This is a genomic window from Staphylococcus simulans, assembly GCF_025561465.1.
Lineage (GTDB): Bacteria > Bacillota > Bacilli > Staphylococcales > Staphylococcaceae > Staphylococcus > Staphylococcus simulans.
Genome location: NZ_CP095100.1, coordinates 2,283,883 through 2,306,501, shown reverse-complemented (window position 1 = coordinate 2,306,501; position 22,619 = coordinate 2,283,883). Strand labels below are relative to the sequence as shown.

The following is a 22,619-nucleotide window of genomic DNA, read 5'->3' as shown; positions in this document are numbered from 1 at the left end:
TAAGAAAGTAGAGGGGAAAACAGTATGAGCAAACAAATTAAAAACCAGACAGAAAAAACTAAAAAGTTACAACCTAAGAAGAAAAAATGGACATCTAGTCCCGTATACCGCACAGTGGCTGGGGGAGCAGTCGGTGCAGGTCTTGGTTATGTCTTAAAACCTAAGCAAGATAAAAAAGCACTTTATACTAAAAAGAATGCTTCAAATGCATCATTAAAAGATAAAGCTTCTGATTTAAAAGACTCTATCTTTGGTGATGATAAGAAGAAAAAAGGCAAAAAAGGTAAGAAAAATGCTAGGTTATTCAGTAAAAATACTAAAGGTAAAAAACGTAAAAAGAAACCAAATAAGAAACAGTTTCAGTTATTGAAATCCGAAAATGAAACATTGCAACAACGTTTACAATTTTTAGAAGATAAATTAGATCAATATACAACATCGAAAAAACGTAAGAAATCTCTTTTCCGTAAAAAATAAACTTTGGTTAAACGTTCAATCGAAAAGGTGCACAGTTAAAAAAACTGGCACCTTTTTTAACTAGTAATACAAGCACTTTCAAAACCTCAAGATGTTAAACGTCAATACAATGATTGTAATGTAGATTAAGAGAATGTTTCAAAAGTTGTAATTGTGTTTGAGTTTAAATTCAAAGTGGTACTGTAATTAACATGAAAGAAAATAGACTTTACAACTAAATCGAATATTCAACTAAAAACAATAAATAATTTAAAGGTATTCAGACATCCTTTGAATCAAACGATAAGAATGTACAGAAAAACATCTTAGACATCTTTATTTATTTTATTTATTGATAAGTCAAAGGTGGTTTCTATCAAAAAAGAAAATATCAATTTAAAGGAGGTCTACAATGCCTAATAAAATGGTGAAAAAAGCTGCTGGTGCAGTGGCAAAAAAAGCAATTGAAAAGACTCCTGACGAAATTGAAGATAAAGCAAAAGATAAATTAAAAGATAAAGCACACGAGATGATGGAAGAGAAAATAACAGAAGGCGTTCAAGATAAAGCAGATCAAGCAGCAGGCAAATTACAACAAGTGAAAGAGAAAAACCAAGAAGTTGTGCCTGAAGTTGCAGATAAAGCAACAGACAAAATGCAAGGCGCCCTGTTAAAGACACGTGATAAATTAGGACAAGTCAAAGAAGCTGGGGAAGCATTCCAAGAAAAAATCAACAAAGATGAGTCCGGCAACAGCAAGAAAAAAATCAAAGGTGTTCAAGACATCAAAAGTGTTCAAAATATCAAAGGTATTTCTAACATTAAAAGCTACAACGACATTAAACATGCCTCAGACATTAAGGGAGTAGAAGATAATAAATCAACATTGATTGACAACTAAAAGAAACATTAAAAGTTTAACGAATGAAAACAATATCAATTTGAGAGGGGATTGAACATTATGAGTTCAGTACAAAGAAGTGCAGATACGTCTAGTTTAGCAGAGGTAATCGACCGAATTTTAGATAAAGGTATCGTTATTGATGCTTACGTCAGAGTTTCAGTAGTAGGTATCGAAATCTTAACTATCGAAGCAAGAATCGTAATTGCCAGTGTAGATACTTGGTTAAGATATGCAGAAGCTGTAGGCTTACTGCGTGATGAAGTTGAAGAAGAAGGCTTACCAGGCCAACAACAAGAACAACTTTCAGGAGATACGAACCAACAGCAACAAATTTCTCAACAAAGTGAACCAGAAGAAGCAGAAACAAAAGAAGCAGACGACAAGAAAAAATCAAAATATAGTGTTTAATTTTTAAATTAAAAGGGAGGCGGCGACGGAATGTTGTCGTCATCTCTTACTATATAAGATTGATGGAGGATAATTATGACGATCAAAGAACTTATGAGTAAAATTAGAGAATTCTTCAATGAAAATGTAGCACCGCCTTTCAAAATTACTTCAATCGAAGAACGTGAAGGCGATGAATCAGGTTGGACTGCGACAGTTGAAGTGATTGAAGAGAAGGAATATATGAAACGTTACGCGAAAGATGAAATGCTTGGCACGTATAGCGTTGTATTAGATAAAGATGGCGAAGTCACTTCATTTAAACGTGAAGGTATTCGTTACAGAAGTAAAGTAGACGGTAGTTAATTAATAAACGCTTTAATTAAAGGACACTAATACTAGATACTCAAAGGAGATAAGCTTATGGCACAAGAAGAAACAGGGATTTATATATTTTGTGGAACACAGACAGATCAAAATGACGATTTCGGAACTGTTGAAGTAGAAGGTGAAGATCGTGAGTTGTTCACAATCAGATATAAAGATGCAGCTATTGTTGCTGCAGAAGTTCCGATGAAGATTTATGCACCGAAGAAAGATAATTTAATGATGCACCAAAATGTTGTGGCGACTGTTATGAAAGAAAAAGATGCAGTGATTCCTATCAGTTTCGGTAACGTATTTAAGTCTAAAGACGATGTTAAAGCTTTACTTGAAAAATTGTACCCGCAATTTGAAACGTTATTCCCTGAAATCAAAGGAAAATTTGAATTAGGACTAAAAGTCATTGGCAAACAAGAGTGGTTAGAGTCAGTAGTAAATGACGACCCTAAATTACAGGAAATGGCAAAATCAGTACGCAGCAAATCCGAAGATGCAGGCTACTATGAACGTATTCAACTGGGTTCTGCGACACAAGATGTTTTCAAGCAATTATCTAATAAAATAGAAGCGGATATTTATGAACCGCTCGCAGAGTTGAGTACATCTGCTAAATCGAATGAACCTCAAAGCGAGAAAATGCTACTAAATGCAGCGTTTTTAGTTGATGAGAAAAATGATCAAGCCTTTGATGATTTAGTAAATAAACTCTATGAAAAATGGGAAGACAAAGTAGAGTTCAAGTACACAGGTCCATGGGCCGCTTACAACTTTGTGAATATCCGTCTTAATATCGAGGGATCATAAAATGATAGTATATGGCTCACTTAAGTTATTGAAAAAAATTGCAGAACAAGTCAAAGATGAAGCGGACAAAGAACTTTATGACCTTCCGACAATTGAAAAGAAATTAATTCAATTACAAATGCAAGAAGAACTAGGTGAGATACCAGAAGACGAATACAAGGAAAAAGAAGAACAATTATTAGCACGTTATGAAACGGCTAAACAAAAAGAAATTGATGAAGCAGAAGCAATGATACAACAAAAGGAAGATGAATAGCGAATGGAAAACTTGTTATATTTATATGCACTTGTTCCAGAAGCGGAACTAGAAAACCAAGACCTTCCTTCCTTAACTGGTTTTGATGGTGAAGGCAGCTTATATACAGTTCCTGTTGATGATAAAATCACAGCAATTGTATGTGATTTAGATGGGAATGAATATTCAGAAGAAGTAATCGAAGATAAAATCGATAATGATATGGAATGGCTACAGAAGAAAGCTGTTCATCATCATGAAACGATTGAAACACTTTATCAAAACTTTACTTTAGTTCCATTGAAGTTCTGTACGATTTACAAAACAAAAGACAGTTTGAAATCAACAATTCAAGGTTATAGCGAAAAAATTACTGCCACTTTCAATTTCCTAGAAGATAAAGAAGAATGGACAGTTAAAATTTATACAAACGATAAGAAACTTCGCAAAGAAGTCAGCAAAAATAACAAAGCTGTTGAAGAAAAACGTGAAGAAATCAAAGACTTGCCACGCGGCCGTCGTTTCTTTGCGGAAAAGAAAATTGACAGTATCGTTGATAAAGAGTTAGAAAATGAAAAAGACCGAGTCAGCGAAGACTTACATCAAAACCTCAAAGCATTAGCTGTTGATTTCTCAATTAAAAAGAATTGGGGCAGAGATGTAACAGGTTTAGAAGAAGAAATGGTATATAACAGTGTCTATCTTGTACCTAATGAAAAGGTGAATGATTTTCTTGAAGTCATTGATGACACTAAAAATGAATTACCAGAAGAAGGATGGCATATAGAAGTCGCTGGACCTTGGCCTGCCTACCATTTTTCTAGCTTTAACTAATATGGAGGTGGATAGAGATGCCGTCGACAAGAGAAACTATAGAAAACAAAGAAGTCGGTCTCATTGATATTTTAGATGTCATTCTCGATAAAGGTGTTGCGATCAGAGGAGATTTAATCATTTCGATTGCCAATATAGACTTAGTCTATTTAGACTTACGTGTTTTGATTTCTTCAGTAGAAACATTAGTACAGTCTTCTATGGGCAATCGTCGACATGATATTACTTCCGAAGCATTTGATGAACAAAGGAGGGAACTTCTAGATGCCACAGATGAATAATAATAGCTCACGTATCAACTTAGGCCAAGATAATGCAGAAGATGGATTAGCGCAATTAGTAATGACAGTAATTGAGTTATTGAGACAAATTGTAGAACGCCATGCCATCAGACGTGTAGAAGGCGGAACACTGACTGACGAACAAATCGAAGAGTTAGGTGTTGCCTTAATGGATTTAGAAGAAAAAATGGAAGAACTGAAAGACGTATTTGGACTAGACGATGAAGATTTAAACATCGACTTAGGTCCTTTAGGAAGACTTATGTAACAGTTCGTTATGAATTTGATTAAGGGAGTGAGAATAAGTTATGGCAAATGAACAACTGCCTCCTGCTTCAAACGGTTCTAGTAACTTAGTAGATGTATTAGAGAAAGTATTAGATAAAGGTGTCGTAATCGCCGGAGATATCAGAGTCGGCATCGCAGATGTCGAATTATTGACCATCAAAATTCGTTTAATCGTAGCTTCAGTTGATAAGGCTAAAGAAATGGGCTTAGATTGGTGGGAAACAGATCCGTATCTCACATCTAGAGCTACAGATATGAAAATTGCAGAACAACAAAACGCTGAAGCTGAAAACAAAGAACTACAAAAGAAAGTTGAAGCTTTAGAAAATAAACTCAACGAACAAAATGAAGCACCTTCAACAGAGAAGTCTACAGCTAAAAATGCTTCAACCAAAAAGGCATCCGATAAGCAATTAGATGGAGAGGATAAGGATGAGTAAAAAATCTAGAAAAAAACAAAAAAAGAATCAAAAGCGTGAAATCAACTTAACCAAAACCATAGCTGGCGGATTAGTAGGGGCTTCTTTCGGTTATCTTACGGCTCCTAAGAGCCGTAAGAAAATCGTAAAAGAATTAAGTAAAATTGTATTAAAAGGGACTGCCAAAGAATTTAGTCATACAACTAAGAAAAAAATAAGCAGCTTAACACCTTCCCCCAACAATCCTTTCAAAAAAAAAGCACCCGACGAAGAAAAATCACACGACATTCAAGAAGATGAAGACAAAGAAGAAAATACAACAGTATTAGTCCAAGGTGAAGATGATCGAGAAAATGAAGAAAATCAAAACGATCAAGACAACGATGAAAATGACACTGATGAATCTGAAACAGAGGAAGTAGAAGATACAGAAGACAACGAAGAAACTGAAGAAGATGATTCAGCAGACGAAGACAGCGATAAACCTAAAGGTAAGAAGAAAAAGAAATTCTTCGATAGATTCAAATCGCATAAATCTGATAAAGAAGAGTCAGATGATGATGAAGACTCAGAAGATGATGAAGATGAAGAGAACGATGACCAGGATAAAAAAGCATCAAAAAAATCTAAGTCAAAAGAAGATGACGATGATTCTGAATCTGATGAGGAAACAGATGCATCAGAAGATGAGGAAGAAGATACAGAAGACAACGAAGAAGATGAAGAAGATGAAGAAGATGATTCAACAGAGGAAGACAACGATAAACCTAAAGGCGAGAAGAAAAAGAAATTCTTCGATAGATTCAAATCGCATAAATCTGATGAAAAAGAGTCGGATGATGAAGAATCTGAGGATGATGAAGACACTGATGAATCAGAAGATAATTCTGAAGAAGAATCCGAAGAAGATAGCGACAAACCTGAAGGTAAGAAGAAGAAAAAGAACATCTTCAGCAAGTTAAAATCACGTAAATCAAAGAAAAATGAATCCGAAGAAGAACAAGCATCAGATGATGAAGACGAAGAAAAAGAAAAACAAGACAAAAAAGCAACTAAGAAAAATAAAGCAAAAACTAAAAAAGAAGATGATTCTGAAGCTAAATCCGAAGATGATGATGTAGAAGATTCTGAAGAAGATGACACATCGAAAGATGAAGACACTGATGAATCAGAAGAAACTAGTGCGGATAAAAAAGCATCAAAAAAATCTGAGCCGGAAGAAGAGACAGAATTAGTATCCGAAGATGACACATCAGAAGCAGATGAATCTGACGAATCAGAAGAAGAATCAGACGATGAAACTGAAGAGTCCAAAGAAGACACTTCAAAAGACGAGGACGCATCAGAAGAACCTGAAGCGGATGAAAAAACTACAAAAACATCAGCTGAAAAAACTTCTGAAAAACCCGAATCAGAAGAAGAGCCTGAATCAGAATCGGATGAGGATGCATCAGAAACCAATGAATCTGATCAATCAGAAGATAAATCAGACGATGAGGCTGAAGAATCTGAAGACCAAGCTGAAGATTCTAAAGAAGACACTTCAAAAGAGGAGGAAGCATCAGAAGAATCTGAAGGGGATGAAAAAACTACAAAAGCATCAGCCGGAAAAACTTCTGAAAAACCAGAACCAGAAGAAGAGTCTGAATCAAAATCAGATGATGAGACATCAGAAACAGATGAATCTAATCAATCAGAAGAAGCATCAGACGATGAGGCTGAAGAATCTGAAGACCAAGCTGAGGATTCAAAAGAAGATACTTCAAAAGATGAGGACGAGTCAAAAGAATCTGAATCAGATGATGAGGTTGAAGAGTTAGAAGACGAAGCAAAAGATTCTAAAGAAGACACTTCAAAAGACGAAGAAGAATCAGACGATGAGGCTGAAGAGTCCAAAAATCAAGTTGAAGATTCTAAAGTTGATGACACTTCTGATGATAAAGATGAAGCTTCAGATGAGAAAAAAGAATCCGAAGACGAAGCTGAGGAAGATTCAACTGAAACAGATGAGTCTAAAAAAGCAGATAATGTAAAACCTGATTCTGAGGATTCAAAAGATGAAGAGTCTAATTCGAAAACAAAACAGCCTAAGAAATCTACATCAAAGAAAAAAGCTGATAATTCTAAACCAGATAATCAATCTGACGAAGATGATGAAAGCGAAAAAAATGATAGTAAAGAAAAGGCAACGGGGGAATCTAAAAACTCAAAGATGCCAACTGAACCTGAACAAACTAAAGATGGAGACAACGAGGAAGAGAAGGGTTCAAAAGAAAAAGGCACTCAATTCAACCAAGTTGCCAGAGCAAAACTCAAAGGCTTGAAAACATCAACGGCAAGCCTGTTCAAAAAGGATGATAGTGATGACGAACAATCAGAAGAAATTGAAGAAAATGAAAGACAAGAAACTAAAACAAATCAACAAGATGAAAAAGAACCTGAAGAAAAACTTCAAGAAGAACAAGAAGAAACCTCTTCTAGGCAAAAAGAAAAAACACAGACCACTAAGAAGCAAGAAGAAACGTCTGAAGAAAAAGCTGGAACGTGGATAGAAAGTCATGATGACACAGGTGACAGATAATTAAACGAGAGGAATGATATAATGAGTAACAAACAAACATCTAAAGATGATATTCTTGAATCATTTGTAAAAGCCGCAAACGAAGACGACTTTACTCTAGATATTTCGTTATTAGTCGACGGTGCCATTGTGACTGGTACATTGATTTCAGCGAAAGAATACTTTAAAACATTAAGCAAATCATTTAAAGGCGGCAATGCAACGTCTAAACAATTTAGCGAAGACTTAGATGAAGCTGGTGACTATGCCGCTGAAAGTGATAACGATGAAATCAATTATATTCACTTAAAAGATACAAGTATCTTTATCAGTGAGAATAAACCTACACCTTCAAGTGGTAAGTTGATTTGGAGAGGTAAATTAAGCGAAGTAAACAGTTTCTTTTTAGGGAAAATTAAAAGTAATTAAAACTTAATATAAGCACTGAATAAATAGTGTGATATAAAACAAGGGACCGTACTTATCAGCTGAAAGTACGGTCCTTTCTATTGTTGTAAGCTATTTCTGTTTTACTTACAGGACTCCATTGTTATGTGTACAACTTGTAAAAAGAGCTTTTAATTTGTGTAATACTTTTAATAATATCAAACATTGAGTGACATGTATGTGACAGTTTTATATAATAATGTCAAGGAGTTGGTGACAGTGAAAGTAAAATACATCGACAAACGTCACTGGCGTCGTCTGATTGAAAGAGATTATACTGAAGTTAAGGTGAATAATAATAAATTCAAAGGAATCATTGGCTTAATCACAATGAAGAAAGTAAAGGAACCTTTAAAAGTTTCTGTCGTCGGTAAAACCATGATAGTCGCAGATGATAACTATCAATGGCTTCAAATTGTACCGGATAAGAAACGTTACAGTATAACAGTGATGCTAGATGAAAAAGGCAACCCACTTGAATATTATTTCGATATCAATATTAAAAATATCACGCAAAAAGGTAAAGCACGCACAGTAGATTTATGCTTAGATGTTATTGTATTGCCTAATGGAGAATATGAGTTGGTTGACGAGGATGATTTATTACGAGCATTAGAAACAAAACAAATTTCGAAGAAACAATATCACGAAGCATACATCATTGCACATCAGTTAATGATGAAGATTGATCATGATTTTCCAAGTATGCAAGAAAATATCATGTATTGCTATAATAAGATTAAACATAAGTATTTAAACGATAAACATACGACGCATCATCACCGAGGATAACAGTCAGGAGAACCCAGCACACAGTGTGAAAGAGTGTTTGTATGAAAGGTACCATGCTGTCGCTGTCATAAGACTGCCGCATGGTTTTTATTTCATAGTAGAAAAGGATTGAAGGAAGTAGGAGGATAAAACGTGAAGATTGAGGATTACCGTTTGTTAATCACGTTGGATGAAACACGTACATTGCGTAAAGCAGCTGAAATTCTTTATATTTCTCAACCTGCTGTAACACAACGATTAAAGGCCATAGAAAGTGCCTTCGGCGTTGATATTTTTATTCGTACTAAGAAGCAGTTGATCACTACAACTGAAGGTGCGATGGTTATTGAACATGCGCGCGACATGTTGAAGCGCGAGCGTTTATTTTTTGATAAGATGCAAGCACATATGGGCGAAGTAAATGGCACTATCTCTATAGGGTGCTCTTCTTTAATCGGCCAAACTTTATTACCCCAAATACTTAGTCACTATAACGATCAATACCCCAATGTTGAAATTCAAGTAAAAGTAGGTTCTACTGATCATATAAAAGCGCATCATCGTGATTATCACGTGATGATTATCCGTGGAAGCAAGATTTTGAATTTGAACAATCAGCATTTGTTTAATGATAAACATTATTTTATTTATCCTAAGGGTCAAAGAGATAAAGCACCAGAACTGCCGTTTATTGAGTTTCAAGCTGATCCGATTTATATTAACCAGATTAAAGAATGGTATGGTCGTAATTTAGGACGTGATTATCATGCGATGATATCCGTAGACCAAGTTGCGACTTGTAAAGAAATGTTAGTCGGCGGTGTAGGTGTAACTGTATTACCAGAAATTATGGTAAAAGATTTAGACACAGAACGCTTTGACTTTGAGCAAGTTGATATAGAAACACATCCGTTAGTGCGTTCAACCTATCTAAGTTACGATTCTAGTATGTTGCAATTGCCACAAGTGGAATCATTTGTAGAATTAGTCGTAAATGATATTGCGAAAGCTCCGCAGAATTAACTAATGTGTAAATAAGACATCCTAGCTAGGGTGTCTTTTTCTCTTGTGTGAAGATTTCTATATAGAAACGCCGCTTTTTGAAATTATATGCTGTTTTAATGGAAATCTTTGTACATCTATTCCAAAAGGTAAGAAAATTGATTAAACTAGAGATTATCTAAATAAGTTTTAAGAGAGGTTAGACTATGTTTGCAGCGTTACTGCACATTAAAAATTATAAATTATTCGTAGTTAATATGATGCTGGTCGGTATGGGGATTGCGATTACGATTCCTTATCTTGTTTTATTTGCGACAAATGAACTTGGTATGACAACTACTCAGTTCGGTGTCTTATTAGCACTAGCCGCAATCAGTCAGTTTACTGTTAATACCATTGTGGCACGTTTTTCTGACAGAGGGAATGTAAACCGTAAAGTCTTAATTATCGGTGCGCTGTTTATGGGCGCAATGAGTTTCGGTATTTACTTCTATGTTCATACAATCTGGCTGTATATTGCGTTATATGCTTTGTTCCAAGGTTTGTTCGCACCTGCAATGCCTCAACTTTATGCTTCAGCTCGTGAATCTATTAATGCATCCTCTTCACGCGGTCGTGCAAAATTTGCTAATACAGTATTACGTTCTATGTTCTCGTTCGGGTTTTTATTTGGTCCGTTAATCGGAGCTTTGTTAAATAAAAGTATGGGCTATGCCGGTTTGTTCGGCGGTACAGTAGTTATTTTATTATTTACACTGTTACTTCAAGTCTTCTTCTTTAAAGAAGTGAAAACGAATCGCCCGATTGAAGAGGGTACACATATCGAGCGTAAAGCCCCAAGTATGTTGACACACAAGAAATTAATCGTACCATTTGTTGCATTTATCTTACTGCATATTGGACAGTGGATGTACACGCTTAATATGCCTCTATTTGTGACGAATTATCTTCATGAGAGTGAAGACTATGTCGGAGTGCTTGCGAGCTTGTGTGCAGGCTTAGAAGTGCCATTTATGATTATACTAGGTGTTTTGTCTGCGAGACTTGAAACAAGAACCTTATTGATATTCGGCGCATTGTTTGGTACACTCTTCTTCTTCAGTATCGGAGTGTTTGATAACATTTATATGATGATGCTTGGGCAAGTCTTTTTAGCAATGTTTTTAGCGGTATTATTAGGGATTGGTATCAGTTACTTCCAAGACATCCTGCCTGATTTCCCGGGTTATTCTTCAACACTCTTTGCGAATGCGCTTGTAATAGGTCAATTATGTGGGAATTTACTTGGCGGTGTGATGAGTCAAATCGTAGGATTAGGGAATGTATTCTATGTATCCGCTGCTTCTTTAGCATTAGGAATGATTTTAATCTTCTTTACGAAAGAGCAGAAATTTATTGAATAAGAAAGAGGTTTACCATGCTAGCAACAATTTTATGGCTATTGATTATTGCGTGTTTCGTTACCGCATTTATTGGTTTGATTAAACCTGTTATCCCATCAATGCCAATGATGTGGATTGGATTTTTAATTTATCAAATCGGTTTTCATAACGGAAAATTATCTTGGGTCTTTTATATCTCAATGATTATTTTAACAATCTTTATTTTTGTGGCTGATCTGATGATGAGCCAATACTTCACTAGACGCTTTGGCGGTTCTAAAGCAGGGGAAATCACAGCTTTAATCGGTGTGATTGTCGGTTGTTTTGTTTCCCACCATTCGGTATTATTTTAGTTCCGTTAATCGCAGTGTTTATTGTAGAAATGGTATTAAGACGTGACCCAATGACTGCACTTAAAGCCAGTTTTGGTTCAGTTGTCGGCTTTTTAGCAAGCACTGCAGCTCAAGCCATGGTCATGATCATTATGGTCATTTGGTTCTTCTTAGCAATTTTAATTAACTAAATTATTGAGAAATAGTGCAAACACTAACAGCCTCAAAAGCAAAGATAATCTTGCTTTTGAGGCTGTTTTTTAATTTATCATAAATAAGTATTGCTGTTTTTCTTCACAAAATGATGGTCGACATAAAACGCAATTGGCGTGATGATGAATGAGACAATAATAAATGTCCAATTACCAATATGGATGGACGGACCAAATGTAAGGTAAGATTGCGGGATATATAAGACATAAAATAACAGCGCAATTAAGCCGAAAATAACCGCATAAGTTAAAAGCCAAACCCAGTTAGACTTATTGAAAGCTTGTATTTGTACCGTTTTAAAAATCCACCATACGAATAAAAAGATGATAAATAATCCCATTAAAACGATGATTGGGAATGTGAAATAATAGATAGGTTTTTCACCTATGAAGAAGCCTATAAATCCTTTAAAGAACGCAAAAATACCAAGTAAAAACAAAATGTGATGCCAAATATATTTGAAAATATTTTGTACCGTTTCGTTTTTTAGTTTTTTAATCGTTTCTTTCGCATGCGCACGAGGATTATGATCAAAGAAATCCATGGCTAACATACCCTGGTTTTCTGATTTTAGCAGTTCTTTTAAAATACGATTCAACATTAATTCAGAATCATGAGGGTTGACGCGTAAATCAGCACGAATATAAGTCATATAGCTTTCGAAAATTTCGCGGTCTGTATTATTAAGATGCAACGCTTTTACGTTATTTTCGCGCATCAATTGTTCTGTAGATTTAGCCATTGCTTTTGCCCTCCGATTCATATTATACAATCAAGCATATTATGACTAAATTGCGCGCATAAATCAATGATTGAAGCAATATCTCGCTTTCTTTTTTTAGTGTATGCGTGGAAACTATGAGCGAAGCCGGATACATGGTAAAATATACATAGCAAATTGACGTTACATAGGCGTTGGATTCATGGTAAAAGGAGTTAAAGATACATGAAAAAAGTGATGATGGTGCTGTTAGCTTCAACTTTAATGTTAAGTGCTTGCGGTAAAAGTGACGAGAAGACAGCGCTTGAGAATGATATCAAACAACTAGAGAAAGAAAATAAACAGTTGAAAGATAAAAAAGAGAAGTTGGAAAAAGAACAAAAATCAGTGAAAGAACGTGTAGATAAGTTAGAAGATGAAGTGAAAGATAAAGTTGCGACAGAAAGAGCAAAACAACAATCTGAAGCAGAAGACAAAGCTAAAAAAGAACAAGAAGCTAAAGATAAAAAGGAAAAAGCAGCAAAAACGTCATCTAACACAACAAAAGAAAGTGATCAAAAATCACCCACACCGCATTCTGACAAGAAAGAAAACAAACCGTCTTAAGCGTTTGTTTGAAAAGTCAGAAGGGTATTAAATAGGTAATGGATAAACGAACTAAAGGAGTCGATTGAATCATGTACGAGCAACAATTTTTTGAATTAGAAGGTAATAAGATGACTTTAAGAGAAGTCGGCAAAGCCATCGAAAAAATTACAGGCTACCAACATGATGCGCCTTCAGCACAAGTAAGACGCAGAGTTGCGCAAAAGCCTAATTTTGAATCAGATACAGATACATTTGAAGCAACTTATAAATTAAGTCATTTAGGCGATTTTGTTGACGTAGTATTTACAGCACCTAAAAGCGAACGTGATCGTTTACAAGAAGTGCCTGTAACTGTTCAATTAATCAGTTATAATACGCGTTCTGAATTTCCTCAAGCATAATCGCAACTATAAGTAATTTCGACAATCTTATAAAGTATACAAAAAGGCGCTTATAAGTGAAGTCATATCGCTTTGCATTACTATCATGATTAGAGAACACTTTACTAAAGTGCTTTTTTGTATATCGATTTTTTAGATAGAGCACAAGAGATTGAATGGGTGTACGAGGTGGAATCAAATGAGTGTATATTTGGAAACACAACGTTTAAAGTTAAGAGATTGGGAAGATAAAGATTTATTGCCATTTCAAAAAATGAATGCGAATCGACAAGTTCGCAGATTCTTCCCAAGTATATTAAGCTATCGCCGTTCTGAATTGGATATGCAGGCGATGCAGAAACAACTGAAACAATCAGGCATTGGTTTATTTGCGGTAGAATTGAAAGAAAGCGGAGAATGGATTGGCTTTATCGGATTGAATTATCTCCCTAAACGCAGTCAGTATCCATTTAAAGATCTGCCTTTCTTTGAAATCGGATGGCGTTTGATACCTGAGGTTTGGGACAATGGTATCGCAACAGAAGGGGCAAAAGCAGTGCTTGAATATGCCAAAGAAAAAGGTATCGAAGAAGTTTATAGTCTGACAGCCAAAACAAATATGGCTTCAAGAAGAGTGATGGAAAAAATCGGTATGACATATTTAGAGGACTATGAATTACCGAATGTGTCAGCAGCACATCCATTAAAAACACAAGTCAGATATTATAAAAAGCTGAATGAATAAAGCGAGAAACTCAAGGTGACGTTTCTCGCTTTTTGTTTGGAATGAACATAGAGTATGTTATTTAATTTAGAAGTGTTAATCATAAGTACGTGTACCGACAGAACGATAGTGTTCTAAACCGTCGAATAAATCATCTAAGTTATCATAAAGCGGAGCTAAGCCGCGATATTTATCATCAATGAAACCAGCTTCAATCATAGATTCAATGAGTTGTTGAAGCGGTTCGAAAAAATTGTTGATATTAAAAACTGCCATCGGTTTATCGTGGATACCGATTTGTGCCCAACTATATGTTTCAAAGAACTCTTCAAGTGAACCAGCGCCGCCAGGTGCTAAGATAAATGCATCGGCTAATTCACTCATTTTGGCTTTGCGACCATGAAGTGAATCTACTAACACTAAATCTGTTAAGCGTTGGCTCGTAATTTCTTTATCATCTAAGCTTTTCGGCATCACACCAATCGCTTCTCCACCGTTATCTAAGACGCCATTAGAAATTGCGCCCATTACACCGACAGAGCCGGCACCGTAGACTAAAGTATAACCATTTTCTGCCATGTATTTACCTAAGGCATAGCCTTGCTCCATATAAACTTTATCTTTCCCTCTGCTTGCGCCGCAAAATACTGCAATACGTTTTAATTTACTCATAAATGTCATCTCCTAAGAAGAAATCTGATTGATTACACGTTTAAATGCTTGCTCAAAATGATTGCGTGTCTCTTCTGAGAACTTTTTCGGACCTTTATGACGTCCGCCTTGACGTCTGGTTTGTGCATTCAAATAACGTTGTTCGAGTAAGGAATTAATATTCTTATCACTATATAGCATACCATTATGATGCATCACGTACTGTATTTTATTAATCAATAGGTTAGCTAAACCATAATCTTGTGTGACTACAATGTCATTTGGCTTGGCTAATTGAACAATTTTATAATCCGCTTGATCAGGACCATCATCGACGTAAACGACACGCACATGGTCAGGATAATCTCGCATTGAAAAGTGTGCATAACTACGTACCAACACAACAAAAATGCCTGTCCCTTCAGTCAATTGAATAATTGAATCTGTAACGGGACAAGCATCACCATCAATAATGACTTGTGTCATTTAGAGATTCGGCTTATTTTCATGTTTTTGAATCTCTGCGATGCGTTCTTCTTCGTTGGCACGTCTAGCTTCTTCTTCAGCTTTTAAACGTTGTTCAATGCGATCTTCCAAAATACGATTCATGTCATAAGCTTCATCTTTATTTTCTTGTTCAAGTTCTTCACCTTTATTGTGAAGTTGTTTGTCAGATTGACCGCCTGGTACAAGTCCGACTTTTTTCTCGTATTTCTGAGCGTCTTTTAATTCTTTCACGAGACGTTTACGAGTTGCTTCTGAATCTTTATCTTCTTTTTTATGGCGTTTTTCAATGTTTTTCTCTAATTTCTTCGCCATTTTTTCAGCTTCTTTAGCGTTTTGTTTTTCTAATTTGTCACCTTTAGCTTTGATGCGTTCTGGGTCATTGGCTTTCGCTTCTTTTTTAGCTTGGCGTTTTTCTTCGATTTCTTGTTTCTTCTCGCTTACATATTGTTTAAGGTCAGAAGATTTATTAGAAACCGCTGACGCAGCTTTAGAAGATTTATCTGATACACCGCTCGCAAATTGTGAAGACTTGTCAGAAACACTTTGTCTTAAACCTGCGGTTTTATCATTCAATTTTTGTACATCAGGATGATCTTTGATGCGTTTTCTTTCCACAATTAAAGGTACAAGAATGATAGGTAATACCGTTAACAATGTTCTAATTAATCGTTTCTTCTCCATTTGAATGGCCTCCATTTATTAGTATATAACATTTAAATACCCCGACTGATTAGGGGATAAACGAATACCCTTGTATCATACATAACTTTTTCCATCGATTAAAGCATCAGTAATTGAAGGCATGAAAAAACCAGCATTGAAATTCAATGCTGGCGAGTGTATCAATTAAATACCTTTTCCGATTCCGAATCCGAAATAAAGGATTGCGATAAAGATAACTAAAATAATACGGTAAATCGCAAAAGGTACCAATTTAATACGGTTAATTAAGTTTAAGAATAAGCGGATAGATAATAATCCGAATAAGAATGCGGCAATAAAGCCGATTAAGTAAAACGGAATGTGATTTAAATGAATATATTCCATATGTTTTACCAATGATAAACCACTTGCGGCTAACATAACTGGTACAGCCATAATAAATGTGAAGTCAGAGGCAGCTTTATAGTTTAATTTCATTAATACCCCAGTTGAAATTGTTGAACCGCTTCGACTGAACCCTGGCCACATCGCAACCGCTTGTGATAAACCAATAATAAATGCTTGAACATAAGTAATTTGATCAAGATGCTCACGGTGTGCATAACGACGGCTGAACTTTTGTGCGAAAATCATATAGAACGCACCTAATAAAAGTCCAATCATAACAGTCGGCACACTGAATAAGTATGTTTCGATTAAATCATCGAATAATAAACCTAAAACACCAGCAGGAATCATCCCTACTAAAACGTGCCAAATCGTTAGACGTTTGTGTTTAGATTGAGCCGTTCTGCTTAAAGTTTCTCCTTCAGTATGTTCCGTAGATGGTGCAGTATGTTTATACTTTCCAAGGCGGAACATTTCAAAATAACGGTTTCTAAATACCCACGCTGCCGCAAATACAGAACCTAACTGTATGACGATCTTAAAGGTGAATGCGGATTCTGATCCTAAGAAGCTCGTCGATTTCAGCCAGATGTCGTCTACAAGAATCATATGTCCTGTTGAGGATACAGGCGCAAATTCTGTCAAACCTTCGACAATCCCCAAAATCAGCGCTTTGAGTAATTCTAACAATAACATAGTGTACCTTCCTTATTTCAAAATATATTTTGTATGAATGTATGTAAATACCAGTTGAAACAACTTTTATGATAGCACATAAAAAAATCTTTGTGCTACTAATTCTCGTAGTAAATTGAAAGATAAGACTTAAGATGTAGGTCTTTCAAAAATTATGACAAAACTTTGAAGGTTAATTTCTTATTTAAAATTAATTTTGAGTCGAATAAATTGAAAATTCTACTTATATGTTTTAAGTTGAAGATAAGACATTTTTGACACAAATGACTATTAAGGACAAAGGACGTCCTGATATCTATTAATTAAAGATGAAACGACAGTAAAGTGGGTGGGACAAGTATGCATGACATACATACGTGTTCCACCTTTATTGTGTCAAAATTAATCGATGCCTGATTAAATAAAAAGGGTGAAAAAAGATGAAACATTTAATGCGTTACGCACTGAAATACAAGCAATACCCCATCGTCATGGGTATCATTTGTGCACTATTAGCTGTGATTGTAGTCGTACAAAATGTGACCATTGCGAAAGTGTTAGATAAAATGCTGATTCAGAATTCGCATCATTACCATATTTCAACGTTATTGATGATTTTATTGGCCGCTTTATTATTACGTGCAGTATTGAATATGTCCAATCAATGGATGGGGACAGAACTCGCATATAAAGTGAAAGGCACACTGCGTCGTCGTATGGTAGATCATCACACGAAACAACCTGTCGGTGCTCAAATGAGTGTGATGACTGAAAGCATTGATGGAATTACGCCATTTTATCAAGATTACTTACCTCAAGTGTTTAAAGCAGTACTTGTACCTGTAGTGATTATTATTGCGATGTGTTTTATTCATTTGAATACTGCGATTATTATGATGGTGACAGCACCTTTTATTCCTGTGTTCTATATCATTTTCGGATTAAAAACACGTGATGAATCTAAGGAACAAATGACTTATTTAACACAATTCAGCCAGCGCTTCTTAAACTTAGCGCAAGGCTTAGTCACTTTAAAATTATTCAACCGTTCTAAACAAGCTGAACAAGCTATTTATCAAGAAAGCACACGCTTTAGAGATTTAACAATGAATATTTTACGCAGCGCCTTTTTATCTGGGTTGCTATTGGAATTTATCAGTTTGTTAGGTATTGGTTTAGTTGCGCTAGAAGCAGGGCTTGGTTTGGTGCTCTTTCATAATCTTACTTTCGAAACAGCTGCGATTGCGATTATTTTAGCACCAGAGTTCTACAACTCTATTAAAGACCTTGGCCAAGCATTCCATACTGGTAAACAAAGTGAAGGAGCAGCAGATGTCGTATTCGATGCGCTTGATCAAGAAATGGATGACGCTACTTTAACCAAACAACACGTCAATCCTAAACAAGAGGCGTTGATTCAGTTGGAACATGTATCTTATCGCTATCCAGAAGCAGATAGACCGGCAGTTAAAGATGTGAGCTTTAATATTTATGAAGGTGAACAGATTGCCTTAGTCGGTCCAAGTGGTGCAGGGAAGACGACACTTTCTGAATTGATTTTACAGCACAGACAACCGACAGATGGCTATGTTTCTTTTCAATCCGAACACTTAAAAATGGGTGTGTTAAGTCAACAACCTTATATTTTCAATGCGACAATTAAAGAAAATGTCTCAATGTTTGAAGCGGTTGAGGATGAAAAGGTGATTGAGGTGTTAGCAGCGGTTGGTTTAATGGAAAAAATCAATCAATTGCCTCAAGGTATTGAAACGTATATCGGAGAAGGCGGCGAGATGTTATCAGGCGGGCAAATGCGTCGTATTGAATTATCGCGTGTATTGTTAGCACAACCAGAATTGGTTGTTTTTGATGAGCCAGCCACAGGTTTAGATGTTTGGACAGAGCGTACGATTCAAGAAGCACTGAATACTTATTTTAAAGAAAGTACCGTTATTATGATTGCACACCGTGAAAGTACGATTCGTATGGCACAACGTCGTATTTATATGGAAGGTGGCCATATGATTACAGATGATCAAGTCATTTCCACGCAAAGAGACAAAGGACGTGATAGACAATGAAACGACGCGGCATTCAATTTAAGTTAGATAAAGATTTAGCTTTAGCGATATTGTTTGGAGTTATCGGTAGTTTAGTCGCAATCGGTATGTTCTTTTTAAGTGGTTTAATGATTGCGCAAGCTGCGAAAAATGTACCGTTATATGGTTTGATTGTCTTAGTGGTCAGCGTGAAAATGTTTGGGATTATCCGTGCGATTATGCGTTATTTTGAACGTTTATACTCACATCGAACAACTTTCACGATGTTAAGAGACGTCAGAACACAATTTTTCAAAGGCTTGATTCAAGTCGTACCGGATATTTATCGTAAATTTAAATCCAGTGATTTGATTGCACGAATGGTGTCACGCGTAGAAGCGTTACAGAATATTTATTTACGCGTTTATTATCCGCCAGTGGTCATTGGTATCACGGCAGCTATTACAATATTAACCTTGTGGTTCTTTTCTTGGATGCATGCCGTCTTATTATTAGTCAGTATGTTGATTTCATTAGGTGTCTTACCTTGGATTTCTGCGAAGTGTGCACAATTATTGAACGCACGAGCAGCTCAAGATGAATCATCATTTTTAAGCCGCTTCTACGACTATAAAGAAGGCTATGAAGAACTAGCACGATTCAAACAATTAAAACCCTATCATCAATCTGTACTTAAGGCACTCTCTAAATACAGCCATCAACAACGTAATGAACAACGTTTCTTAACGCTTTATGAATTTATGTTAGATTTAGTTTCTATGTTAGCCTTGTTCTTTTGTGTTTGGTTAGGTGTCATACAAGTTCAAAATGGACAATTAGATGTCATCTATTTAACAAGTATTGTATTAATGTTGTTGACGTTATTTGAACAAGCAGTAACGATGAGTAATGTGGCTTACTTTAAAGCAGATACAGACCAAGCATTAGTAGAAATTGAAGAGGTCTTGCAAGAAGTGCCAGAAACACCTGAAAGTTCAAAACAAGTGAATAATACGCAGATACTAGCAGTTGACGATGTGACTTTCCAATATGAACATCAAGTTACAAAGGTATTAGAACACATTCAATTAGATATCCAGCCTGGTGAAAAGCTTGCGATTATCGGACCTTCAGGTTCAGGTAAGAGTACTTTACTGCAAGTGCTGGCTGGTTTATATCAAACAACACAAGGTTCTGTTACTTATCAAGGTCAATCAGTATATGAGATGTCTGAAGCGTCTAAAGCAGAAACGTTTAATGTCTTATTGCAGCACCAGCAACTCTTTGATGGTACAGTGCGTGATAATTTATTATCAGATTACAGCGATAATGAAATGCGTGCTGTCTTAGATGACTTAGGTTTAGCGTATATTGATTTAGACTATGAAATTACCATGAGTGGGGAAGGACTATCAGGTGGAGAATTGCAGCGAATTTGTCTTGCGAGATTATTCTTAAGAACAGCACCTGTTTGGCTGATAGACGAACCGACACGTGCATTAGATTGGCATAATAGTCATCGTGTGATGCAACGTCTCTTTAATGAAAGTGAGACGCTTATTGTCGCAACGCATGATTTAGAATTGTTACCTCAATTTGATCGCATTATCGTCATGATTGAAGGTCAAATTATTGAAAGTGGCACTTATGACAGTTTGCTTCAACAACATGGTGCACTTTATGACATGGTGACTTTAAACCGATAAGACTATGTATTTACTCAAAAGATAAGCGCACTAAATCCAATGCTGAGAAGTAAAATGAAGAAATAGAAAAAGCGGTTGAGACCTCTATGACAGAAGTCTCAACCGCTTTGTTTTTGCTTTATTTAAAAGTGAAAAAACTAAAAATGCAAGTTATCACTCTAATTTTAATGGCATTCGAAATTATGAGTTTTGCTTAGTTAAAGAATCAATCAGTTTATCTAATAAACGATTCAATTCTTTTTCTTCTTTTTTGTTTAATCCTGAGATATCGCCTAAGTGGTTACAAGCACCGCCTAGATCTTTTTCGATTGCTTCGCTCTTTTCAGTTAAGTGAACAAACACTTCACGTTGATCGACTTCAGAACGCTCTCTTTTGATTAAATCTACTTGTTCCATTCTTTTTAAAAGTGGGGATACTGTACCAGTATCTAATGCAAGTTCAGTAACGACTTTCTTCACATTAACTGGTGATTCTTCCCATAAAATTGTTAATACTAAAAACTGCGGGTAAGTTAATTTGTACTTCTTAAAAACGTTATTTGAATAGTAGCGATTTACTTGTCTTTGAGCGTTGTACAAACTAAAGCATAAACGTCCGCCTAAATTAAGTTTTTCAGTCATAAGTTCTCCTCCAGACATTCTATCCGTTATATTTTTCTGTGTACCGGAATTCGTTCCGTCTTGTTGTGAAAGTTTGAGCAGTGACAAAAATGGAAATTTTATCTATTTTGTCGACTCCTCACAAGCCATGTTAAAATTAAAGCATGCATTGATTTTAGAAGATATCTTGCATTAAATCAAGTTGTAACATAATATAATATGTCCATTAATGATTGTACCATTAAGTCCTTTAGAAATGAGTGTTAAAAATGGAACGAAATAATAATAGTAAAATATCTATTTGTATTGTAACAGGTTTTCTAGGAAGCGGTAAAACGTCTTTCCTTAAATATTATACTGAGCAATTATTAAAAAGAGATGAGAAAATCACTGTAATTATGAACGAATTTGGTGATTTCGATGTCGATAGTAAAATTTTAGGAGATAAAGTTCAAACGATTTCCTTGCAGAACGGATGTGTCTGTTGTGATTTACAACAAGACCTTATCGCACAACTATCAGCAATAATCAATCAAAATCAGTCACAATTCGTCATTATTGAAGCTACAGGGATTGCACATCCGCTTCAACTCATCCAAGCTTGCTATGATCCATTGCTTACTGACTATGTTAATCCGCCGCTTGTGGTCGGTTTAGTTGACGCACCTAGATTTTTACATCGTGCGGATTATTCTGAATCAACGCAAGCATTGATGGAAGAACAGCTTGCAGTCAGTCAAACGCTGATTGTCAATAAGACAGATTTAATCAGCCAAGATGAGCAGCAAGTGCTGATCGAAGCTTTAAAACAAATCAATTCGAATGATGCCATCTACTTTACAACCTATGGTCAAGTCAATATTGATGAATTGCAGGCGTTAGAGCCAGTCAATATGAAGCCAAAACACCAACATTTACATCACCATGGTATCAGCTCAATTGCGTATACCTTTACTTCGCCTATAGATAGACAAATGTTTTACCAGTTTATCTTACGTTTGCCAGACAACGTCTATCGTTTGAAAGGTTATGTAAGATTCAGAGATGCACCAGAAACAACGTATTTATTCCAATTCGCCAATGGGCTGCCAGATTACGAGCCGATTCAAGATGAGGTGCAAAATACTATTGTATTGATTGGTGAACAACTCGATAAAGAGCGTTTACGCAATCAATTAGATGCATTGCAGTTCACTTGAAAATTGACGTGCATATCAAGGTAACACTATAATGAATACAACGTTTAATAGTACAAGGAATTTGTAGGGAATACAATACT

At 35.7% G+C, this 22,619-nt stretch carries 26 protein-coding genes and 2 pseudogenes; 22 read left to right on the top strand and 6 right to left on the bottom strand.

All coding sequences use genetic code 11. The features are described 5' to 3' along the window. Positions 1-24 precede the first annotated feature (24 nt). The 16 genes and pseudogenes from MUA87_RS10880 (at position 25) to MUA87_RS10805 (ending at position 11,677) form a co-directional block, all read left to right on the top strand. A complete protein-coding gene (locus MUA87_RS10880) occupies positions 25-477 on the top strand; it encodes a hypothetical protein (protein WP_002481450.1) in 453 nt (150 codons plus the stop codon). 391 nt (positions 478-868) lie between these two features. Next, positions 869-1,357, top strand: coding sequence for a gas vesicle protein GvpQ (gene gvpQ / locus MUA87_RS10875; protein WP_002481451.1), 489 nt, complete (start codon positions 869-871; stop codon positions 1,355-1,357). A gap of 60 nt (positions 1,358-1,417) precedes the next feature. Then, positions 1,418-1,768 (top strand): gas vesicle protein GvpJ, encoded by a 351-nt coding sequence (gene gvpJ / locus MUA87_RS10870; protein WP_002481452.1) that lies wholly within the window; start codon positions 1,418-1,420, stop codon positions 1,766-1,768. Positions 1,769-1,843: 75 nt separating this feature from the next. Beyond that, positions 1,844-2,113 (top strand): gas vesicle protein GvpO, encoded by a 270-nt coding sequence (gvpO, locus tag MUA87_RS10865; protein WP_002481453.1) that lies wholly within the window; start codon positions 1,844-1,846, stop codon positions 2,111-2,113. Between the two features lie 57 nt (positions 2,114-2,170). Continuing rightward, complete coding sequence (locus MUA87_RS10860) at positions 2,171-2,935, top strand: GvpL/GvpF family gas vesicle protein (protein ID WP_057510177.1); 765 nt, start codon at positions 2,171-2,173, stop codon at positions 2,933-2,935. 1 nt (position 2,936) lies between these two features. Beyond that, positions 2,937-3,191: a gas vesicle protein GvpG gene (locus MUA87_RS10855; protein WP_002481455.1), complete on the top strand. Its 255-nt coding sequence runs from the start codon at positions 2,937-2,939 to the stop codon at positions 3,189-3,191. A gap of 3 nt (positions 3,192-3,194) precedes the next feature. After that, positions 3,195-4,004 (top strand): GvpL/GvpF family gas vesicle protein, encoded by an 810-nt coding sequence (locus MUA87_RS10850; protein ID WP_002481456.1) that lies wholly within the window; start codon positions 3,195-3,197, stop codon positions 4,002-4,004. A gap of 17 nt (positions 4,005-4,021) precedes the next feature. Further along, positions 4,022-4,285 (top strand): gas vesicle protein, encoded by a 264-nt coding sequence (locus MUA87_RS10845; RefSeq protein WP_002481457.1) that lies wholly within the window; start codon positions 4,022-4,024, stop codon positions 4,283-4,285. Beyond that, on the top strand, positions 4,269-4,553 hold the full coding sequence (locus tag MUA87_RS10840) for a gas vesicle protein K (protein WP_002481458.1): 285 nt from the start codon (positions 4,269-4,271) through the stop codon (positions 4,551-4,553). Before MUA87_RS10845 ends, MUA87_RS10840 begins: the two co-directional genes overlap by 17 nt. A 40-nt stretch (positions 4,554-4,593) precedes the next feature. Then, positions 4,594-4,908, top strand: a pseudogene (locus tag MUA87_RS10835) (gas vesicle protein); the annotation flags it as partial. A gap of 97 nt (positions 4,909-5,005) precedes the next feature. After that, positions 5,006-7,573: a YtxH domain-containing protein gene (locus tag MUA87_RS10830; protein WP_262550807.1), complete on the top strand. Its 2,568-nt coding sequence runs from the start codon at positions 5,006-5,008 to the stop codon at positions 7,571-7,573. 21 nt (positions 7,574-7,594) lie between these two features. Further along, positions 7,595-7,981 carry a gas vesicle accessory protein GvpU gene (gene gvpU / locus MUA87_RS10825; RefSeq protein ID WP_002481461.1) on the top strand — a complete coding sequence of 129 codons (387 nt, stop codon included), beginning with the start codon at positions 7,595-7,597 and terminating at the stop codon, positions 7,979-7,981. A 237-nt stretch (positions 7,982-8,218) separates the two neighbouring features. Beyond that, a complete protein-coding gene (locus MUA87_RS10820; protein WP_002481462.1) occupies positions 8,219-8,791 on the top strand; it encodes a ribonuclease FAU-1 family protein in 573 nt (190 codons plus the stop codon). Positions 8,792-8,923: 132 nt separating this feature from the next. Further along, the gene (locus MUA87_RS10815) at positions 8,924-9,793 is read left to right on the top strand and encodes a LysR family transcriptional regulator (protein ID WP_023015426.1); all 870 of its coding nucleotides are present in this window, start codon (positions 8,924-8,926) and stop codon (positions 9,791-9,793) included. A 185-nt stretch (positions 9,794-9,978) separates the two neighbouring features. Next, positions 9,979-11,175: a sugar efflux transporter gene (locus tag MUA87_RS10810; protein WP_105978123.1), complete on the top strand. Its 1,197-nt coding sequence runs from the start codon at positions 9,979-9,981 to the stop codon at positions 11,173-11,175. Positions 11,176-11,189: 14 nt separating this feature from the next. Beyond that, a pseudogene (locus MUA87_RS10805) lies at positions 11,190-11,677 on the top strand (DUF456 domain-containing protein). A gap of 77 nt (positions 11,678-11,754) precedes the next feature. Here MUA87_RS10805 and MUA87_RS10800 read toward each other — a convergent pair. Then, entirely contained in the window at positions 11,755-12,441 is a 687-nt protein-coding gene (locus MUA87_RS10800) for a DUF1129 family protein (RefSeq protein ID WP_002481466.1), read from the bottom strand. Between the two features lie 204 nt (positions 12,442-12,645). On the opposite strand from MUA87_RS10800, the gene MUA87_RS10795 reads away from it, so the two are divergent. From MUA87_RS10795 to MUA87_RS10785, 3 genes are all read left to right on the top strand, one after another. Continuing rightward, positions 12,646-13,026 (top strand): SA0632 family lipoprotein, encoded by a 381-nt coding sequence (locus tag MUA87_RS10795; RefSeq protein ID WP_070848299.1) that lies wholly within the window; start codon positions 12,646-12,648, stop codon positions 13,024-13,026. A 71-nt stretch (positions 13,027-13,097) separates the two neighbouring features. Beyond that, the gene (locus MUA87_RS10790) at positions 13,098-13,409 is read left to right on the top strand and encodes a hypothetical protein (protein WP_023015425.1); all 312 of its coding nucleotides are present in this window, start codon (positions 13,098-13,100) and stop codon (positions 13,407-13,409) included. Between the two features lie 178 nt (positions 13,410-13,587). Next, positions 13,588-14,133, top strand: a complete 546-nt coding sequence (locus MUA87_RS10785) for a GNAT family N-acetyltransferase (RefSeq protein ID WP_002481469.1) — start codon at positions 13,588-13,590, stop codon at positions 14,131-14,133. A 75-nt stretch (positions 14,134-14,208) separates the two neighbouring features. Here MUA87_RS10785 and MUA87_RS10780 read toward each other — a convergent pair whose 3' ends face one another. From MUA87_RS10780 to MUA87_RS10765, 4 genes are all read right to left on the bottom strand, one after another. Then, positions 14,209-14,784, bottom strand: a complete 576-nt coding sequence (locus tag MUA87_RS10780; protein WP_002481470.1) for an LOG family protein — start codon at positions 14,782-14,784, stop codon at positions 14,209-14,211. Positions 14,785-14,796: 12 nt separating this feature from the next. Next, positions 14,797-15,249, bottom strand: a complete 453-nt coding sequence (locus MUA87_RS10775) for a YaiI/YqxD family protein (protein WP_262550804.1) — start codon at positions 15,247-15,249, stop codon at positions 14,797-14,799. Beyond that, positions 15,250-15,951: a hypothetical protein gene (locus MUA87_RS10770; RefSeq protein WP_057510181.1), complete on the bottom strand. Its 702-nt coding sequence runs from the start codon at positions 15,949-15,951 to the stop codon at positions 15,250-15,252. A gap of 165 nt (positions 15,952-16,116) precedes the next feature. Continuing rightward, positions 16,117-17,016 carry an undecaprenyl-diphosphate phosphatase gene (locus MUA87_RS10765; protein WP_002481473.1) on the bottom strand — a complete coding sequence of 300 codons (900 nt, stop codon included), beginning with the start codon at positions 17,014-17,016 and terminating at the stop codon, positions 16,117-16,119. Between the two features lie 419 nt (positions 17,017-17,435). Between MUA87_RS10765 and MUA87_RS10760 the strand changes: the two genes are divergently transcribed. Continuing rightward, on the top strand, positions 17,436-19,076 hold the full coding sequence (locus MUA87_RS10760) for an ABC transporter ATP-binding protein/permease (RefSeq protein WP_262550803.1): 1,641 nt from the start codon (positions 17,436-17,438) through the stop codon (positions 19,074-19,076). Further along, positions 19,073-20,740 carry a thiol reductant ABC exporter subunit CydC gene (gene cydC / locus MUA87_RS10755; RefSeq protein WP_262550801.1) on the top strand — a complete coding sequence of 556 codons (1,668 nt, stop codon included), beginning with the start codon at positions 19,073-19,075 and terminating at the stop codon, positions 20,738-20,740. Before MUA87_RS10760 ends, cydC begins: the two co-directional genes overlap by 4 nt. 180 nt (positions 20,741-20,920) lie before the next feature. Here the strand turns inward: cydC and MUA87_RS10750 are convergent, their stop codons facing one another. Then, positions 20,921-21,361, bottom strand: a complete 441-nt coding sequence (locus MUA87_RS10750; protein WP_262569073.1) for a MarR family winged helix-turn-helix transcriptional regulator — start codon at positions 21,359-21,361, stop codon at positions 20,921-20,923. A gap of 248 nt (positions 21,362-21,609) precedes the next feature. Here MUA87_RS10750 and MUA87_RS10745 point away from each other — a divergent pair, with 248 nt between their 5' ends. Then, positions 21,610-22,539 carry a CobW family GTP-binding protein gene (locus MUA87_RS10745; RefSeq protein WP_262550799.1) on the top strand — a complete coding sequence of 310 codons (930 nt, stop codon included), beginning with the start codon at positions 21,610-21,612 and terminating at the stop codon, positions 22,537-22,539. The last annotated feature ends 80 nt before the right edge of the window (positions 22,540-22,619 follow it).